17 protein-coding genes, 1 tRNA gene and 2 pseudogenes are annotated in these 17,456 nt (G+C 36.8%); 14 read left to right on the top strand and 6 right to left on the bottom strand.

The window, feature by feature from the left end:
- Nucleotides 1-137: 137 nt before the first annotated feature.
- A complete protein-coding gene (locus tag AACU95_RS00975; protein WP_017827322.1) occupies nucleotides 138-860 on the top strand; it encodes a phosphatase PAP2 family protein in 723 nt (240 codons plus the stop codon).
- Between the two features lie 349 nt (nucleotides 861-1,209).
- Nucleotides 1,210-1,824 (top strand): bifunctional murein DD-endopeptidase/murein LD-carboxypeptidase, encoded by a 615-nt coding sequence (gene mepS, locus AACU95_RS00980; protein WP_004247050.1) that lies wholly within the window; start codon nucleotides 1,210-1,212, stop codon nucleotides 1,822-1,824.
- 185 nt (nucleotides 1,825-2,009) lie between these two features.
- Here mepS and AACU95_RS00985 read toward each other — a convergent pair whose 3' ends face one another.
- The 3 genes from AACU95_RS00985 to rsuA all read right to left on the bottom strand — a co-directional run bounded on the left by AACU95_RS00985 (nucleotide 2,010) and on the right by rsuA (nucleotide 4,797).
- Nucleotides 2,010-2,357 carry a YejG family protein gene (locus AACU95_RS00985; RefSeq protein ID WP_004247049.1) on the bottom strand — a complete coding sequence of 116 codons (348 nt, stop codon included), beginning with the start codon at nucleotides 2,355-2,357 and terminating at the stop codon, nucleotides 2,010-2,012.
- A gap of 515 nt (nucleotides 2,358-2,872) precedes the next feature.
- Nucleotides 2,873-4,057: a Bcr/CflA family multidrug efflux MFS transporter gene (locus AACU95_RS00990; protein WP_087740810.1), complete on the bottom strand. Its 1,185-nt coding sequence runs from the start codon at nucleotides 4,055-4,057 to the stop codon at nucleotides 2,873-2,875.
- Between the two features lie 35 nt (nucleotides 4,058-4,092).
- Nucleotides 4,093-4,797, bottom strand: coding sequence for a 16S rRNA pseudouridine(516) synthase RsuA (gene rsuA / locus AACU95_RS00995; RefSeq protein WP_087740811.1), 705 nt, complete (start codon nucleotides 4,795-4,797; stop codon nucleotides 4,093-4,095).
- 195 nt (nucleotides 4,798-4,992) lie between these two features.
- Here rsuA and AACU95_RS01000 point away from each other — a divergent pair, with 195 nt between their 5' ends.
- Nucleotides 4,993-6,756, top strand: coding sequence for a DEAD/DEAH box helicase (locus AACU95_RS01000; protein WP_087741161.1), 1,764 nt, complete (start codon nucleotides 4,993-4,995; stop codon nucleotides 6,754-6,756).
- A gap of 140 nt (nucleotides 6,757-6,896) precedes the next feature.
- Nucleotides 6,897-7,181, top strand: a complete 285-nt coding sequence (gene rplY / locus AACU95_RS01005) for a 50S ribosomal protein L25 (protein ID WP_004247799.1) — start codon at nucleotides 6,897-6,899, stop codon at nucleotides 7,179-7,181.
- Between the two features lie 83 nt (nucleotides 7,182-7,264).
- Here the strand turns inward: rplY and yejK are convergent, their stop codons facing one another.
- The gene (gene yejK / locus AACU95_RS01010; RefSeq protein ID WP_004247043.1) at nucleotides 7,265-8,269 is read right to left on the bottom strand and encodes a nucleoid-associated protein YejK; all 1,005 of its coding nucleotides are present in this window, start codon (nucleotides 8,267-8,269) and stop codon (nucleotides 7,265-7,267) included.
- Nucleotides 8,270-8,432: 163 nt separating this feature from the next.
- Here yejK and AACU95_RS01015 point away from each other — a divergent pair, with 163 nt between their 5' ends.
- The 5 genes from AACU95_RS01015 (at nucleotide 8,433) to AACU95_RS01035 (ending at nucleotide 11,753) form a co-directional block, all read left to right on the top strand.
- Complete coding sequence (locus tag AACU95_RS01015) at nucleotides 8,433-8,660, top strand: YejL family protein (protein WP_004247042.1); 228 nt, start codon at nucleotides 8,433-8,435, stop codon at nucleotides 8,658-8,660.
- 23 nt (nucleotides 8,661-8,683) lie between these two features.
- Complete coding sequence (gene yejM / locus AACU95_RS01020; RefSeq protein ID WP_004247798.1) at nucleotides 8,684-10,417, top strand: LPS biosynthesis-modulating metalloenzyme YejM; 1,734 nt, start codon at nucleotides 8,684-8,686, stop codon at nucleotides 10,415-10,417.
- A gap of 126 nt (nucleotides 10,418-10,543) precedes the next feature.
- A tRNA-Pro gene (locus AACU95_RS01025) sits at nucleotides 10,544-10,620 on the top strand.
- 203 nt (nucleotides 10,621-10,823) lie between these two features.
- Nucleotides 10,824-11,138: a hypothetical protein gene (locus AACU95_RS01030; RefSeq protein WP_017628395.1), complete on the top strand. Its 315-nt coding sequence runs from the start codon at nucleotides 10,824-10,826 to the stop codon at nucleotides 11,136-11,138.
- A gap of 63 nt (nucleotides 11,139-11,201) precedes the next feature.
- Nucleotides 11,202-11,753 carry a PH domain-containing protein gene (locus AACU95_RS01035; protein ID WP_017628396.1) on the top strand — a complete coding sequence of 184 codons (552 nt, stop codon included), beginning with the start codon at nucleotides 11,202-11,204 and terminating at the stop codon, nucleotides 11,751-11,753.
- A 558-nt stretch (nucleotides 11,754-12,311) separates the two neighbouring features.
- On the opposite strand, the pseudogene AACU95_RS17900 reads toward AACU95_RS01035, so the two are convergent.
- A pseudogene (locus tag AACU95_RS17900) lies at nucleotides 12,312-13,120 on the bottom strand (anti-CBASS protein Acb1 family protein); the annotation flags it as partial.
- A gap of 72 nt (nucleotides 13,121-13,192) precedes the next feature.
- Here AACU95_RS17900 and AACU95_RS01055 point away from each other — a divergent pair.
- From AACU95_RS01055 to AACU95_RS01070, 4 genes are all read left to right on the top strand, one after another.
- On the top strand, nucleotides 13,193-13,378 hold the full coding sequence (locus tag AACU95_RS01055) for a type II toxin-antitoxin system HicA family toxin (RefSeq protein WP_004247035.1): 186 nt from the start codon (nucleotides 13,193-13,195) through the stop codon (nucleotides 13,376-13,378).
- Nucleotides 13,379-13,424: 46 nt separating this feature from the next.
- Nucleotides 13,425-13,838, top strand: coding sequence for a type II toxin-antitoxin system HicB family antitoxin (locus tag AACU95_RS01060; RefSeq protein ID WP_004247034.1), 414 nt, complete (start codon nucleotides 13,425-13,427; stop codon nucleotides 13,836-13,838).
- A 95-nt stretch (nucleotides 13,839-13,933) separates the two neighbouring features.
- Nucleotides 13,934-14,434 (top strand): response regulator, encoded by a 501-nt coding sequence (locus tag AACU95_RS01065; RefSeq protein ID WP_041707083.1) that lies wholly within the window; start codon nucleotides 13,934-13,936, stop codon nucleotides 14,432-14,434.
- Between the two features lie 334 nt (nucleotides 14,435-14,768).
- Entirely contained in the window at nucleotides 14,769-15,041 is a 273-nt protein-coding gene (locus AACU95_RS01070; protein ID WP_223232027.1) for a LysE family translocator, read from the top strand.
- A 112-nt stretch (nucleotides 15,042-15,153) separates the two neighbouring features.
- On the opposite strand, the gene AACU95_RS01075 is transcribed toward AACU95_RS01070, so the two are convergent.
- Nucleotides 15,154-15,732 (bottom strand): RBBP9/YdeN family alpha/beta hydrolase, encoded by a 579-nt coding sequence (locus AACU95_RS01075; protein ID WP_004247030.1) that lies wholly within the window; start codon nucleotides 15,730-15,732, stop codon nucleotides 15,154-15,156.
- Nucleotides 15,733-16,581: 849 nt separating this feature from the next.
- Here AACU95_RS01075 and AACU95_RS01080 point away from each other — a divergent pair.
- Nucleotides 16,582-17,328 (top strand): annotated as a pseudogene (locus AACU95_RS01080) (SAM-dependent methyltransferase); the annotation flags it as partial.
- Nucleotides 17,329-17,456 lie beyond the last annotated feature (128 nt).

Raw genomic sequence — 17,456 nt, forward strand, 5'->3', positions numbered from 1 at the left:
TGAAACAAAAAGATAACATTTACCTTAGCAATTAATTGCAAAGATATTTTTTTTTATTTTGGCTATAGTCCCTGCCATAAACTTAGAGTATTTGTGATTTAGATCACAATTAATCAACGAATTTTTTAATTATCCTTATGAAACTTTCTACTGCTAAACAAAAATTGTCTCTTATCTTGCTGTTAAATTTGGTTGGATTGACTCTTTTTTTATCTTGGTATCTTCCCGCACAACATGGCTTTTGGCTTTCAATAGATACACATATCTTTTATTTTTTTAATCGGCAACTATTGCCAGACTCTTCTTTTGCTATGTTTGTGGCTTATGTCAATAATCGAGCATTCGATGTGATTATTCTGCTGGCGATGGGAGGGTTGTATTACCATACCTTTCGTCAGAAAGATTATCAGGGCAAACGCCATCTCATTATTGTGGGAATAGTTATGGTGCTAAGTGCAATCGTAATTAATCAGATTGGACAAAATATTCCTATCGAAAGACCTAGCCCAACACTTCATTTTCACGATGTGCACCGCGTAGGTGTAGTGACAGGAATACCGACTAAAGATGCATCAGGTGATAGCTTTCCTGGCGATCATGGTTTGATGCTACTGATCTTTTGTAGCTTTATATTACGTTATCTTTCATTTCGCTCTTTTTTATGTGCCCTTTTGATTACGGTAATTTTTTCATTACCTCGTGTTATGGCTGGCGCACATTGGGCTTCTGATATCTTAGTTGGCTCTATCTCGCTCACTTTAGTCACAACAAGCTGGTTATTAATAACCCCTGCATCCGATATCATCATTCATTGGCTAGATGAGCATCTCCCTTTTAAAGGCAAAAAAGTATTTAGCTAATTAAGTATAAAAAATAAGTAAAAGTAAAAATAAGCGCCCTACTGAGCGCTTATTTTTTATCTGTAAAAGGATAGTTTTATAACAAAAAGATAATCATTTTTAGTATGTGTTCTTTATTATCTAATGTTTTGTAAATTAAGCCTCTTTCCTCTCGCCATTTGACTTTTCTTTATGTAAACTTTTTACCGTTTCCACATTATTTATTGTTTAATGTGGATATTTACGTGCTTTAGAGCACGTTTTTCGCGAAATAGGGTTGCCAGAGTTAAATTACACTATATTCTCTGGTTATTTGGTGAATATTCATGTGCTCATCTCGCACATAAGGATGTAAGGGAAATCTGTCACAATGAGAAATAAACCGTTTATGAGAATGCTTAAGCTCATACCGGCGTTTATTGTCGTAGCTACGTTATCAGCCTGTAGTTCACAAAACGCGTCTTCACGCTTAGCTAATTCAACAACTGCCCCACTTAATAAATCTTCAAGCACATCTATTTCCCAAGCATCTCAAGATGAATTTGAATCATTGGTGAAGAATCTCGATATAAAATCTAAGATACTTGACCAATATGCAGACTGGAAAGGTGTTGCATACCGCTTAGGTGGCAATACAAAAAGTGGTATTGATTGTTCCGCTTTTGTCCAAAGAACTTTTCGTGATCAATTTGGTGTCGAATTACCTCGTTCAACCTCCGATCAGCAATTTGCTGGTACCAAAGTTAATCGTTCAACCTTAAAAGCGGGTGACTTAGTACTGTTTAAGACTGGTCGCACTATGCGTCATATTGGTATTTATATCGGTAATGATAAGTTTGTTCACGCGTCAACCAGTAGTGGTGTTATCGTTTCTGAAATGTCCAATGTCTATTGGAAAAACCGTTTCTATACAGCACGTCGGATCATTGATAATAATACAACAACAAGTCTTGCTGATAACTATTCTCAAGCGTCATTAAGATAAAATTTTCCCTTATATCTTATCGCAATAAAAAAGCCCCAATACTTATTGAGTATGGGGCTTTTTTATGTTGTTTTTTCTTGCATAACAGAGCCATATAGCCATCGTTAGTGAGTATTTTTATCTAAGTACATAGCAATAGATTGTGCATATGTCGTAGAGAAATACCCATTAAGAACAAAAAAGAACTACAGATAAGAGTAGTCTGTTGGAAATGGCTCAGCAATTGCAACCCCAGCATTTTTTAAGCAACAAAGTGCTGCGCACTCATCATCACTATGTAAAAATAAACAAGGTACGCCATCCCACTCAATAATCACATTTTCAATATTGAGATTATTCAGATACTTTTGTAAGTTCTGTATTGCCTCATCTAAAGTCATACCATCATGACTTAGCAGTTTTAAGCCAATCAAGGTATTTTGTCTACTAGCATCATTCTCAGGTAGAATTTCTACCCTTGTTCCTGTAAAGCCTGCTAGCCACCGATAACTCAGCGGCAGCTTATGAACCACCGAAAGTTGTACATTTTCCACAAATCAATCCTGTTTCATCAACACGTTAATTTAATACATCATCAATACGAGTTTGAACTGACTTGCTCACACACATATTAAAATATTGTTAAAAATAAAGCATGAACGTTACAATAATCTTACAAAAAGAGAGGTATTTTAAGCTGTTTATTTCGCTTAACCTTTATCAACCTTCCTATCAGCCCTGATTACCCTTTTCAATTATTCTTTCATTTATTTAACATTTTATCAACTATATAAAATAATTGCATAAAATTTTACGCATTTAAGTAAAACAATCTATCAATTTTTATCATGATATTTCATATTACTAAAACAATAATAGATGATTATTAAAATAAACCCTAGTTAATTTAACAAAAACACAACATTAAGTGTTGATGCAAATCAAATAAGTTACATTGAAGGGAGAGAATTTAGAGAAATGTTTAGTGAAAAACATGGTGATAATGACATTTTAAAGATAAATAGAAAGGAAAACGCTATAAATATAGTGTATTTATAGCGTGATATTCTTATTTATAACGACGAGCAAGTAACAAGAAACTCATGGCACAGATAACACAAAATGCCATCGAACTCACCATCGGCCACTCAGTTTTAGCGGGTAACATTGCAATAGCGGTTCCAACTAAAGCCCCCACACCAAAACGGATAGTACCGGCTAAAGAAGATACCGTACCCGCCATATGTGGATAGTCTTCAAGAATAACGGCCATCGCATTTGAGGTTATCATGGCTATCCCACCAACATACATAGCCACTCCCACAACAAGGAAGTAAAAATGTAAATTAAGGGCAACCACCAATATTAAGAATATGCCCATTAAAAACTGCACAGTTAACCCAAAACGTAACATATTCAGTGCACCAAATCGGCGCACATAGCGCCCATTGATACTGGTCATGACAATCAAGAAAATAATATTAAAACCAAAGTACAAGCCAAATTGGTCGAATGGAATACCATGTAGTTCGATATAAACAAAAGGCCCTGCACTTAAAAATGAAAACATCCCTGCAAAAGAAAATCCCGATGCCAGAATATAGCAAAGTACTCGACGTGCTCTAAATAAGCTAATAAATTGACTAAATGTCACTCGTAGGCTAAAGCGTTGGCGGTGCTGTTTGGGCAAAGTTTCCGGTATATAGAGCGCAATTAATGCAGCAGCAATGATCGCCGCAATAGCAATACTCCAAAAAATAGCATGCCATGAGAACCAGTTCATCACCCAAGCACCAAATAATGGCGCTAATAATGGAGCAATCGTCATGACTAATGCAACAAATGACATGCTTCTTGAGAACTCATCTCTTGAAAACATATCCCGCATTAAAGCATTAATGACAACACTTGCAGCGGCGGCAGCAAATCCATGTAGAAAACGCATACCAATTAGCATATCGATCGAGTCAGATAGTGCACAAGCGCTCGATGCTAATGCAAAAACAATCACACCACCTAGAATAACCGGTTTACGCCCTAGACTATCTGCCATCGGCCCATAGACCATTTGTCCAATAGCAAAACCAAAGATATAGCTACTTAATGTCATCTGAACTTGGCCACCAGGCACGCCAAAATCTCGTGCTATAGTAGGTAAACTTGGCAGATACATATCGATAGCCAGTGGCATAAGCATGGAAATAAGCCCCAATATTAAAATGAGGCTAAAGTACGACGGACGTTGCTCTTGCACGCAGTTAAACTCCAAAAAACGACAAAATATAATTATTATTTAGGTAGATGAATGCTATTGATTTCTTCTTCTGTTAGCGGTCGGTATTCTCCTGGCGCTAAAGCATCATCTAATGTGATATCACCGATACGCTCTCGATGTAACGCGACAACATGATTACCCACCGCAGCAAACATACGTTTAACTTGATGGTACTTCCCTTCACTGATGGTCAGTTTTACCTCAGTCGGTGTTATTACTTCCAATGTCGCAGGCTTAGTCAATTCTTTTTCGCCATTTAACTGGACACCTGTTTTAAATTTCTCAGCGACATCCATAGCAATAGGCTGTTCCAACGTTACGACATACGTTTTTTCACAGTGATGTTTAGGTGCCGTTATACGATGAGACCATTGACCATTATCGGTTAATAACACTAACCCTGTAGTATCTATATCTAAACGCCCCGCAGCATGTAATTTATGTGCTAGTGGCTCATCAATAAAATAAAGAATGGTGGGGTTAACAGGATCATCCGTTGAACACACATAACCAATAGGTTTGTTCAACATAAAATAACGCGGGCCTAAAATTTGTGTCAACACATTGCCATCATAAGCAACTTCTTGTTCAGGTGTGATTTTAGTCGCACCTGTTTTTACCATTTCACCATCTATAGTCACAAGCCCCGCTCTAAGTTCACGAGCTACTAAATTACGGCTAATCCCCAATTGCTGGGATAAAAATTTATCTAATCGCATGAATTTCTCTGAAAAATGGAAGAGTACCATCTGATATGAGGCATCTATTAAAAATGAATATTAACAATAAAACAACTAATTAATTTACCCTTAAATCATTTAGCCTTTCACTGTATTTAATTACAGTCTTTCTGTTCGCACTCACCGCTAAAAAGTGCTACGCTGGTGCTCTGTTTTTGCTTTTGATGTATGGTTATGGCTTTTACACTCAGACCTTATCAGCTTGACGCGGTTAACGCGACAATCACTTATTTTCGCCAACATAAAACACCAGCACTTATTGTATTACCTACCGGTGCTGGAAAAAGCTTAGTCATTGCCGAACTTGCTAAAAGAGCACGTGGGCGGGTATTAGTTCTAGCACATGTAAAGGAATTAGTAGAGCAGAACCATAGCAAATATGAAGCCTATGGTCTATCTGCGGATATTTATGCCGCCGGATTACAGCAAAAAAAGAGTCGAGGCAAAGTTGTTTTCGGCAGTGTGCAATCGGTAGCACGTAACTTATCGCAGTTTGAGCATGCTTTTTCTCTATTAATTATTGATGAATGTCACCGTATTAGTCTGTCTGAAGATAGCCAATACCAACAAGTGATCAAACAACTTCAAACCATTAACCCCCAATTACGCATCTTAGGATTAACTGCTACTCCTTATCGTTTACCGACTGGTTGGATTTACCAATATCACTATCACGGTATGGTAAAAGGGGATGACAATTGTTTTTTTCGTGACTGTATTTATGAATTGCCTTTACGCTACATGATAAGTCACCATTTCTTAGTCCCACCAACACGTTTAGATATGCCTATTTTGCAATATGACTTTAGCCAAGTTAGAACTAGCCAAAATGGTATTTTTAATCAAGAAGATCTCAATCGCGAAGTAAAAAAACAACAGCGTATTACACCCCATATTGTGTCACAGATAATTGAATACGGTGAACAACGCCGTGGTGTGATGATATTTGCGGCAACAGTCGAACATGCGACAGAAATCTTCACATTATTACCCCAAGGACAAGCCGCGTTAGTCAGTGCTGAGACCCCCTCTTCTGAGCGTGACGCATTAATTTCACAGTTTAAACAGCAACAGCTACGTTATATGGTTAATGTTGCTGTATTAACCACAGGCTTTGATGCGCCCCATGTTGATTTAATTGCTATTTTACGTCCAACGGAGTCCGTCAGTTTATATCAACAGATAGTAGGACGAGGATTAAGGTTATTTGCAGGAAAAACAGAATGTTTAATCTTAGATTATGCAGGTAACCCTCACGACCTTTATCTTCCTGAAGTGGGTAGTAAAAAGCCCAATCCAAATAGCAAACCGGTACAAGTGTTTTGTCCTCTCTGTCAATTCGCTAACACTTTCTGGGGCATAGTTGATGCAGATGGCGATATTATTGAGCACTATGGGCGACGTTGCCAAGGTTGGGAGCTTGATGAGCAAGGACAAAAAAAACAGTGTGATTATCGCTTTCGTTTTAAATTATGCCCACACTGTAATGAAGAAAATGATATCGCCGCACGGCGTTGTGTGCACTGTAATGAAATCCTAGTTGATCCTGATGATATGCTCAAAGCTGCTTTAAAGCTAAAAGGCGCCCTTATCCTTCGCTGTGGAGGAATGCAATTACTCAGTGGTCAAGATGAAAAAGGTGAGTGGCTTAAAATCAACTATTATGATGAAGAAGGTACTTCTGTTTCAGAACGATTTCGTTTAAAAACGCCTGCCCAACGTAAAGTATTTGAACTCAAGTTTTTACGCGAACACCAGCGCGCCCCTGGCGTTCCTTTTGTATGGCATAACGCTCAAGATATTATTAATCAGTTTGATTTATTACGTTATCCTGACTTTATTGTGGCACAAAAAAATAAAAAAGATGGCTTTTGGCAAATTCGTAATAAGTTATTTGACTATCATGGACGCTTTCGTAAAGCAGATACCTTATATTAAAGTCGATTTATATTTGCTGTTAGAGTGCTTTTTCGTTAAAATGCGCCCCGCTTTATCTGTTTTTAGATAAACCAAATCTCGAGCTTGTTGCTGGGTCGCCTGTAACAAGTATGTATTTTCTTTTTCATAAGAGAAAAAAGATGTTAACTATTAATGCAACAGTACGTAAAGAGCAGGGTAAGGGTGCGAGCCGCCGCCTGCGTGTGGCTAACCGTTTTCCAGCTATCGTTTATGGCGGAAATGAAGAGCCAATCGCTATCGATTTAGATCACAACGAAGTTATCAACCAAGAACACAAATCTGAGTTCTACGCTGATTTCGTTAACCTCGTTATCGATGGTAAAGCAACTAAAGTTAAAGTTAAAGCAGTGCAACGTCACGAGTATAAGCCAAAAATTACTCATATTGACTTCCTGCGCGCTTAATAAGCCAACCTTCGAGCTTTATTTTTCGGGACGCCGAGCATGTAACGCCACTTAATGTGGCGTTATTTGTTTCTATCTATTGCCTATTTTTCTGAGACTCTACGCTGTAACTGGTCGCGTAAATTAGGTGGAGTTCCTTTTATCGTCAGTGTATCGGTAGCAGGATCCCAAAAAATTCTTTCTCCCAACAGTTTCGCATCAAAATTAACCGTTAACCCCCCACCACTTCCTGAATACTTCATTAATTGGCGTAATGTACTGCGATCTGCGGGAAAAGTTTCCGCTAATTCATACCCTTTTTCTTCTGTAAACTGTGCAAAGTTTTGATCACCTAATGGCGGTAACTCTTGTGCAAGTTCAGTTAATGCAATCTCTTCACCCGATTGCAATTGCTCATTACAATAGCTGTAGACTTGTTCACGACAAGTTTGGCGCTCTTGTTTATTCATGTCTGATGCTTCACAAAAGTCATCAACCGCTTGTAATAAGCCTTTATTTTGTACTTTAGTATTTAAACCTTCTTGCGCCCCTAAAAAGTCCATAAAGAAATCTGAAACTTTACGTCCTACACGCCCTTTTAAGAAGGTTAAATAACGTAAAGAATCGGGTGAAGTTTCCCATTCAGTTAAATCAATACGAGCGATAATATCTGCATGAGGAATATCTAAATAGCGTGTTGAAGATACATCAAGACTGTCATTGACCCACATGCTATTACAGCTATTCAATACAGCGATTAATAAATATTCCACCGCGAGATAACGATAATGACAAAAAAGAACCGTTCCCCCTTCAGCAAAAGGGTATTTCGCTAACTCATCTTTAAGTCTAACCGTCGCTGCACGAGAAAAACCTAAAAATTCTTCTTCACCTTGACGTTGTAAACGTAATGCTTGAGCTAATTCGCTCTCTTCATTAAATAAACCATAGGCTTTACTTTTTGCACTATAAACACGATGTAACTCTTCGACCATCTCTTGAACAACCGGCTCAATGTCTAAGAGTGAATCACGAAGTACCACTTCTAATGTCTGCTCATCACGCTTAATAAGTTGGTGCAAGACTAACTGGTTAATATCTAGACTCATGGGCGCCCTCCTTTATCCCGATTCTTTTTGTGCGCGTATTCAAACATCCCCTACTTTTACTATCAAGGGGTATAACCGCAAAATAATTAATTTAATAGCAGAAAAATAACACGCCTTGCGGTAACATATAGCGTTTTATCCATTTAGTAGGAATTCAGATTTTATGCCACAAAAATCCCGTTATAGTGATGAACAAGTTGAGCAATTACTTGCAGAACTTGTCAGCGTTCTTGAAAAACATCATACTCCTACAGATCTTTCTTTGATGGTGTTGGGGAACATGGTGACAAACTTAATCAATACAAGTATTGCCCCTGCTCAACGAATGCTGATTGCAGACTCTTTTGTTCACGCTTTACGTGCTTCAATTGATGAAGGCAATATTCACTAATAAACACAGAAATATTTATAGACATGGTAACGAGAAATCAGTCCTATCGTGAAAAAGTATCCCAAATGATCAGTTGGGGTCACTGGTTTGCGCTGTTTAATATTATTCTAAGTCTTTTGCTTGGAAGCCGTTACCTGTTTATTGCTGATTGGCCAAGTACCTTTGCAGGTCGTCTTTACGCTATTGTCAGTTGGATGGGCCATTTTAGTTTTATCGTGTTTGCTATTTATATCCTTATTCTTTTTCCGTTGACCTTTGTGGTAGTTTCGCAACGATTACTTAGGGTGATATCCTGCGCCTTAGCTAGCGCAGGATTGACATTACTTATTTTTGATATAGCTGTTTACCAGCAATTTCAACTTCATTTGACCCAGTTGGTTTGGGATTTGGTTATCAATCCAGATGAAGGTGAAATGGCGCGAGAATGGCAACTTATCTTTATTGGCATCCCCATTATCTTTCTTATCGAAATGCTATTTGCTACATGGAGTTGGCAAAAGCTGCGCAGCTTAAACCGCCAGCGATGGGGAAAACCATTAGCCTGTGTATTTATTAGTTGCTTTATTTTATCCCACTCTATGTCTATTTGGGCAGATGCTAATTTTTATCGCCCTATTACTATGCAACGTGCAAACTTACCACTGTCTTACCCAATGACTGCACGTAAATTCCTTGAACGGCATGGTTTTATTAATCAATCTGAGTATGAGCAGCGTTTAATGAGCGAGGGTAATCCTGCGGCTCAAAGTATCACCTACCCGCTTGCACCTCTTGATTATTCTAAAGATGAAAGCTCATATAACTTACTTATGATTGTGGTTGATGGATTAGGTAATGAAGACATTGCCAAACTACCGAGCTTGCAACAATTTGCTGATAATAACCTCTCTTTCTCTCAGCACTATTCAGCAGGCATAAATAACGAAACGGCGCTGTTTGGATTATTTTATGGCATTTCACCGTCTTACTTGGATAGTGTGTTAAGTAGCCGCAAAAACTCAGCGCTCTTTGACGCTTTAAATTATCGTCACTATCAATTAGCACTATTTTCAACTAACGGATTTAAATCGCCATTATTTACACAAGCGGTGCTGGCTGATTACTCACTACCTACTTCACGTAGTGAGGATAACGACACAACGATTAATAGTTGGCGTTCATGGTTGTTAAAAAATAAACAAAGCACACCTTGGTTCTCTTTCTTACAAATCAACGGTGATAAGCATACATCAGCTTCTCAAGCACAGTTAAATAGTCAATTAGAGACCATTTTTACTACTTTAAAAGAAAGCAACATACTTGATAATACCGTTGTGGTCGTAACGTCAAATTATCATCAGAACAATGATAAACAAGATAGCCAATGGCTTGTTAACAAAGACACTTTTAACTTAAGCCAATCGCAGGTTCCACTGGTAATACATTGGCCTAATGTTACACCACAAAAACTAGATAAACTAACCAGCCACCAAGATATAATGACAACGCTAATGCAACATGTATTAGGTGTTATTAGCCCTGCAGATAACTATTCTCAAGGCGAAGATCTATTTGCTAATACGCGTAATCACCCTTGGATTTTTACTGGTGATAATGAAACTCTAGTGGTCTTTTTACAAGATAATACGTTAATGATAGATAAACATGGCAGATATGCTTTGTTTGATAAATCAGGCAAAGAGATCCAATCCGCCAAACCTGATTTACGCCTATTATTGCAAGTACTGGCTGAGCAAAAACGATTTATTGAGCGTTAGTATTAAAAAAAGACTATAAGTAAAAAGTTAATAACAACTGACGTCACTATAATGAATAAAAATACAGCAGTTAAGTATCTAAGGGGTTGCTTTAGCAGTAAAAAACAGTAATATACTAAGCACAATCGGCATGTAGCGCAGCCTGGTAGCGCACTGTCATGGGGTGTCAGGGGTCGTAGGTTCAAATCCTATCATGCCGACCATTTTTATTTAAGAAAACCAACCACTTACGGTTGGTTTTTTTATGTCTGGGATTTACCACTGGTAAAACTCTGGTAAAACGACGACAGATCATCTCTCAAAATCTCCCTTTCTTTAGCTCATAAAATTGCCCTTTTCTCCTTGCTATTCTATTCGTTACCTTATATAAATTACTGTATAAAAACACAGTTAAATAGGTGATGCTATGATTAAGCTTGAAATCAATAACGCTGAATATATTGCTCAATTAGAAGAGGCTCGCTTATCTGCAGATAACCCTCGTGGCTATCTGTTTATGGATATTTTCTTTTCTGATCCAAGGTTTGATAAGAATACGTTTGAAATGAAGAATGTTCGTAAGGAACCGATGAGGACGTATATGACGGAGGCTGTGGCGAGGGATTTGTTTGAGAAGTTGGGGAGGTATTTCAATCATAAAAATATGGTACTAACATCAAAAAACATAAAAAACTTATGTAGTTTGAGTAATTTAAAACCATCTTTCTCGCTTGTTACTTAGGAGTTTGTTAGTATCTATTTCTATTAAATTTTCTTTAGTGTTTAGATAAAAAGAGAGATTATAATGGACTTAAAACAATGCGATAAAAAACAATTAAAAGAAGAGTTTAATCGACTTACAGCATTAACAAGTTATAAATCAACAATGGGTGTTTTTGATATATTTACTAGATTACCTGAATTATTAAATAATGATGAAACAGTTTTATGTGTTAATAGCGGAATCGTAAAATCTAATATTTGGTTGATCATACCTACAAATAAACGAATTATTTTTCTGCATAAAAAAAGTGGGATTTTCCATAAAAAAGTTGATTTATCTTCAGTAAACTATGATGCAATTACTTCTATTGACTCATCTTCCGGATTGACAGGAGGTAAAATAAAAATAAATACTCCTGGTACTATTTATGAAATTGGTACACTACAAAAAAACTCAGTACAACCACTAGTTGATATTATCCTATCTAAAAAAAATAACTCTTCATCGCAATCTTCAAATAACAGTGGTGATGACTTGCTATCAAAATTAGAAAAATTAGGAAAACTAAAAGAAAGTGGCGTACTGACAGAAGAAGAGTTCCAAGAACAAAAAAGTAAATTACTTAATTTATAATTCTCAATAACGGACACTCTATCGGTGTCCGTATGATAAAAATTTTAAGTCATTCTATTTTATTCCAAGACATACATATCGGTAGGCCCAGTATAACCCGGATGGTGTATTGTTAATGTTTTACCGTCACTAGAGTAGTGACTGTTGTCCCCCAGAGCTGATTGCCACCATACCATAAAATGAGAGATTGATAAGGAGGTGGTAACACAGTGACAGGATATGCTCTATTATCGCTAGCAGTAGCAAAAAGCTGTTTACCAATCATATTTGATTCGAATTTAACTATTGTTTTATCTGCATTAACTGTTGACGCAGTTTTTTTAAACTGTTTTAAATTACCTAGTTTTTTATATCGATTATCAGATTCATTTTTAGTATAACTACTGCCTACTGGGACATAATTCCCTTTAGGCTGATATTTACCGTCAGACTCAGCCTTAGTATACGAAGCACCTACTAGCGCATAATTGCCCGCTAGTTGATAATTTCCCTAACCTTGATAACGCCCGTCACTTTCCGCTTTTGTGTAACTACTTCCAGCCGTTGCATAGTGTGTCACTCATAAATGCGCTCAGGAATAGAAACACCAAAGTAGTTGTACATTGGTTTCAAGACATTCGGCACAGGAAACGGTACAAACTTAATAAAGTGAGATTTGTGATACTTGCGCCCACCAATCACATAATAGGTTGGTTCGTAGAAATCCATGCTGGCAGGATCTTGAACATTGGCGTCCGTTAAATCAGGTGTTACCCATTGTGGATCAATCTGTTTAATCCCCTTGTACATGCCTTTGGTCACACCATCGATATTAAACGGGTTTTCATACCACTCTTTCGGATTTGATGTCTCCACAACGAATAATGCTAAACGATCACCGTATACATGCCCAAAGTGAACCTGCTCTTTAAGCTGATGTGTAATGCGGTATTTTTATCTCGTTTGCGATGCTTTTTACTGATAGCACGATCATCGTCGTTATCACAATCAATATCGTAACCCTGACGTATCGCATCACGCGCGGGCATATTACAGGCTTTATCCACCAGCCAGTGTTTAGCGATAACCGCACACATATTGTTGCCGATAAACATTTGTGAGGCATACCATGAGGCCTGTGACTCTGGCACACCGTAAACTTGTTCCCCTTTAAATGAGGGCACATAGCTATCAATGCTATCCATCGCAACACCTGCAATTGTGGGCTGGGGTAAATCAATCCCATCAAAGCCTTGTTCTCGCGCCAGCGCAGGATATAAGTCAGTTGTGAATGCTGACCTCTGTGGCGGTGAAATCTGCTCTGCAATTTTTTCTTTTAAACGGCTACATGGCAAATCTTTTATTATAGATAATAAAATACACACCATACACACAAAATATTTGATTGCCTACGTCTTAGTGTGTATAGTGTGTATATCAGTTGACGGAATGGAGGGAGTTTGAAAAGTTCGGAACTGATTAAGTTGTTAGAAAAAAACGGATGGATACTTGATAGAATAAAAGGAAGTCATCATCAATTTACTCACCCTGATTTTTCTTTTGTTGTAACAGTACCGCATCCAAGAAAAGATTTAAAAAAAGGAACATTAAATCAAATTATTAAAAGTGCCAAACTGAAAAATTAATTAAGAATGCGCTCATATAGGGCGCGCTCTTTATGGAGATGAAATTATGTTATATCCAGCCTTTATTGAAATTGATGAAGATGGTAGCGCAAGTGGCTGGTTCCCTGATATTGATGGTTGCATCTTTGCGGGGGACAGTATTGAAGAAGCTCACGCAGATGCGAGGAGCGCTATTGATGCCCATTTTGAATTGTTAAGCGAGAAGGGTTTAGATATCCCCTCTCCAAAATCTCAACAAGAGCATTTAATTAATTCTAGTGGTGATTACAATAATGGAATATGGCTTTTAGTTGATGTTGATATGGATAAATACGACGGACGAGCAGAGCGTATTAATATCACATTGCCACATCGATTATTGAGTCGCATCGATACTATCGTAAAAACAAATCCTGAATATGGGAGTCGTAGCGGATTTATTGCCACAGCAACCCGTAAAGAACTCCAAAAGAATATTTAATAATAGTTATAAGCCTCGCCTGTATAGGCGAGGTAATCTCTATCATCTTTTAGTTGTAAAGAAACTACCTTTTTTCTTCTGATATAAATCGCGTAATGCTTGCGTCATGGCCAGAAAACGGGAATGTGGTAATATCTTCTTTATTATGGCCATTGATTGTATGTTTTTTAATTTTTTATTTTAGAAAGCATCTATTAAAGCTAATAGATACTTTCTTTGATGGCAAGTTAAATATAAAAATTTCAGGATTTGAACTAAATTTGAAAGAAAATTCAATACAACAAGGTCACATTATTCTAGATCTACAATCTAAACTTGTTGAAATGGGAAAGAAAATACACACATTACATCCTAATTCAGAAAAAATTTCACTGCCTAATATTCCAATGAAAAAAAAGGTCTTATGGGTTGATGATAACCCTTCAAATAATAGCTATTTGATTGAAACACTAAAAATAAATCATATAGATGTAGATACTTCACTTTCAACAAGTGATGCCATTGAAAAAATAAAAAGCAATAACTTTGATGTTATAATATCAGATATGGGGAGACCCGAAGACGATCGAGCTAGCATAACTCTTACAAAAAAATAAGAGATCTTAAAATTCAAACTCCAATTTTCATTTTCTGCGGTAATTGGGCCTCTACAAATTTACGTGAAGAAGCTAAAAAAGCAGGTGTTACTGATATAACTTCATCAGGAACGGAGCTTTTAATAATGCTGCCCATTTAATTTCTATCTTTACTCCTCAACTTCATTAGTTATTCAAAACTTAGGTGCCCTAGGCCAATCCCAGTTGCTTGAATTGGTTCACCATCGGCACCAGTTAATTCTATTTTTTCAACATACCTAAATGCTGTGCAACCATTCCAAGTGCTTCATCTTAATTACGAGTAATAACCTTATTAGCAAGGCAAGAGTTTTTTATTGCAGCAGGAAATCCAAAGGCAATACTTATCTTTACGGCCTTTCTTCCGCAATTCGTTAGCCCACAATTACCGGCTAGTTCCCAGTTTCTAATACTTGGTTCTTTATTCTTGTTACTCGAGTTTATTGCAATAATGCTCTACGCTTGGTTAGGCTTACACATGAAAAAGTTGCTAAAAAAACCACATGCTAAAAAAGTGTTCAATCGTATGTGCTCAAGTTTATTAGCTAGTGCAGGGATTGGGCTTTTAGTTTCACAGAAAAGCCATTAAATAACACCACACGCTGAGTAAACAGTCGCCTTTTATAAAGGTAAAGGCGACTTTTCTTTCTTTTATTTAAATGACTGATAAAAACCAATTGACGAATATTCTGATATTGTATTTATAGCTTATATTGATTCAGCATATATTTAAAAATATCAAGCATGACTGGCAATTTAATATAGCCTTCTTTATCAAGAAAATGTCCCGCATCTTCTTCAATAACAATTTGAGTTTGTAATTGACTAGCTAATTTTTTGGATGAATCAGGACTCACAATCCAATCATTGGATGATATTAATGATACCCTTTTATCCGATATTTTAATTAACTTACTATAATTCAGGTTATTATAAATATGAGAGTTCAACTCAGGTAAAGTTTTTTGTTCACTATTAAAACCAGCGACTAAAATATACCCGCCTATTGTTATATCTTCACAAGCCTGTTCAGAAAGAAAACGTAATAAAGTTATACATCCCAGACTATGCCCAATAAGAATAGTATCTTTATCAAGTATTATGTTTTCATCGGCAAGTTTTTGTTGCCACTCATTAGGGTTAGGATGATTAGGCTCAGGCATCATAGGTATACTGACATCATATCCTAATGATCCAAGCTCTTCTTTCAACCATGGAAACCAATTATCCTTGGGAGATGCAGTATAGCCATGAACAATAACAACTCTTTTGCCTTTCACTCATCCTCCTATATAGATACACATTATCAAAATAATAAGTTTAATACCTGTATACCCTAGGTATTGATAAAATTTAGTATGGTAAGTAATAAGTCACCCACGATTTAGAAATAATAAGATAATCACGGACACAACACAAGCAAGTACTGTTTTTATAACCAGTTATTTTGTATTCTTATTAAACATAGCTTCTGCACTACTCTCTTCACTGAGGACAAGGTTTTACGATACACCTGATAAAACACCACATGAAATAGTTTGGTCTGCAAGATAAGCGTCGGCCAAGGTCCGGGGTTCCCCTGTTCACTATCTTTTACTTTGATATATTGTAAATAGATGGCTCAACCAAAATAAAACTATCATCCGGCTCACACTTTACAGACTTACGCATTTACAAATCTAAAAAATCGATGAAAATGTCCTAGTGTAAACAACCTTTAATTCCTATCTGAGGCTTTGATGCTGGAAAATGTAATCATCTAATAACCACTATTTCGACCTTTTAGGGCGAATAGCTGGTTTCAATGCGCTGTATTCTCATGCAAGCACCACAATATGTTTGCTTATATTGCATATGATGATTAAACAGGTTTTCTAGTATGGATCCATCACATCAAAAATACTATTCTTTACTTATTTCTACCCAATTTACGTTTATTGGCGCTATAGCTAGTTGTATCACTCTTATTAAAGATTATTGCCAAAATCTAGATGTCCTAACGTATAAGCTTACCTTTCTAAAAAAATTAAAAAGCAAATTAAATCAGTTAGATAGTAATATTATATCAATAATATTACTAGGTTTAATAATGTCCACACTCTCTTTTATAACAATTAAAGGAAATTAAAATGGATATTCCTCGTATTTTCACTATTAGCGAAAGTGAGCATCGTATTCATAACCCTTTCACACCAGAGAAATATGCCACCTTAGGTCGAGTATTACGAATGAAAGAAAACTGGCAAATTCTTGATCTCGGAAGTGGCTCTGGTGAAATGCTATGTACTTGGGCTCACGATTACAATATTACAGGTATTGGCATCGATATAAGCCCGCTGTTTACTCTACAAGCAAAATCTAGAGCAGAAGAGTTAGGCGTCAGCCATCGAGTGCATTTTATCCATCATGATGCCTCAGATTATATTAGTGATAAAAAATGTGATATAGCAGCATGCATAGGAGCAACTTGGATTGCTGGTGGTGTAATTGAAACTATCGAGCTACTCGCAAAAAGTATTAAAACAGGTGGGCTTATTCTTATCGGAGAACCATATTGGCGGCAAATTCCAACAACACAAGAGATAGCACAAGCTTGTGGTGCTTCATCCATATCAGATTTTTTAACTTTATCTGAGCTTGTTGTCTCTTTCGACAATCAAGGATACGATCTAGTCGAAATGGTACTGGCAGATCAAGAGGGTTGGGATAGATATGAAGCTGCTAAATGGATGACTATGCGCCGTTGGCTTGACAAAAATAGTGCCGATGATTTTGCTCAAGAAATTCGAACAGAATTGACCATAGCCCCTAAACGTCATGTTAGTTTTACACGAGAATACTTAGGCTGGGGGGTATTTGCATTAATTGCTCGATAAAATAACACTAAAGGTATAGTCTAAACGGACTATACCTTTTAAATTATTATATTTATATAATATCCACAGATAAATATATAAATTCATCCAAGATGGATAACCTTATATAAGACTACCCATCTTATAAA

This window comes from Proteus sp. G4415 (assembly GCF_963896075.1).
Classification (GTDB): domain Bacteria; phylum Pseudomonadota; class Gammaproteobacteria; order Enterobacterales; family Enterobacteriaceae; genus Proteus; species Proteus mirabilis.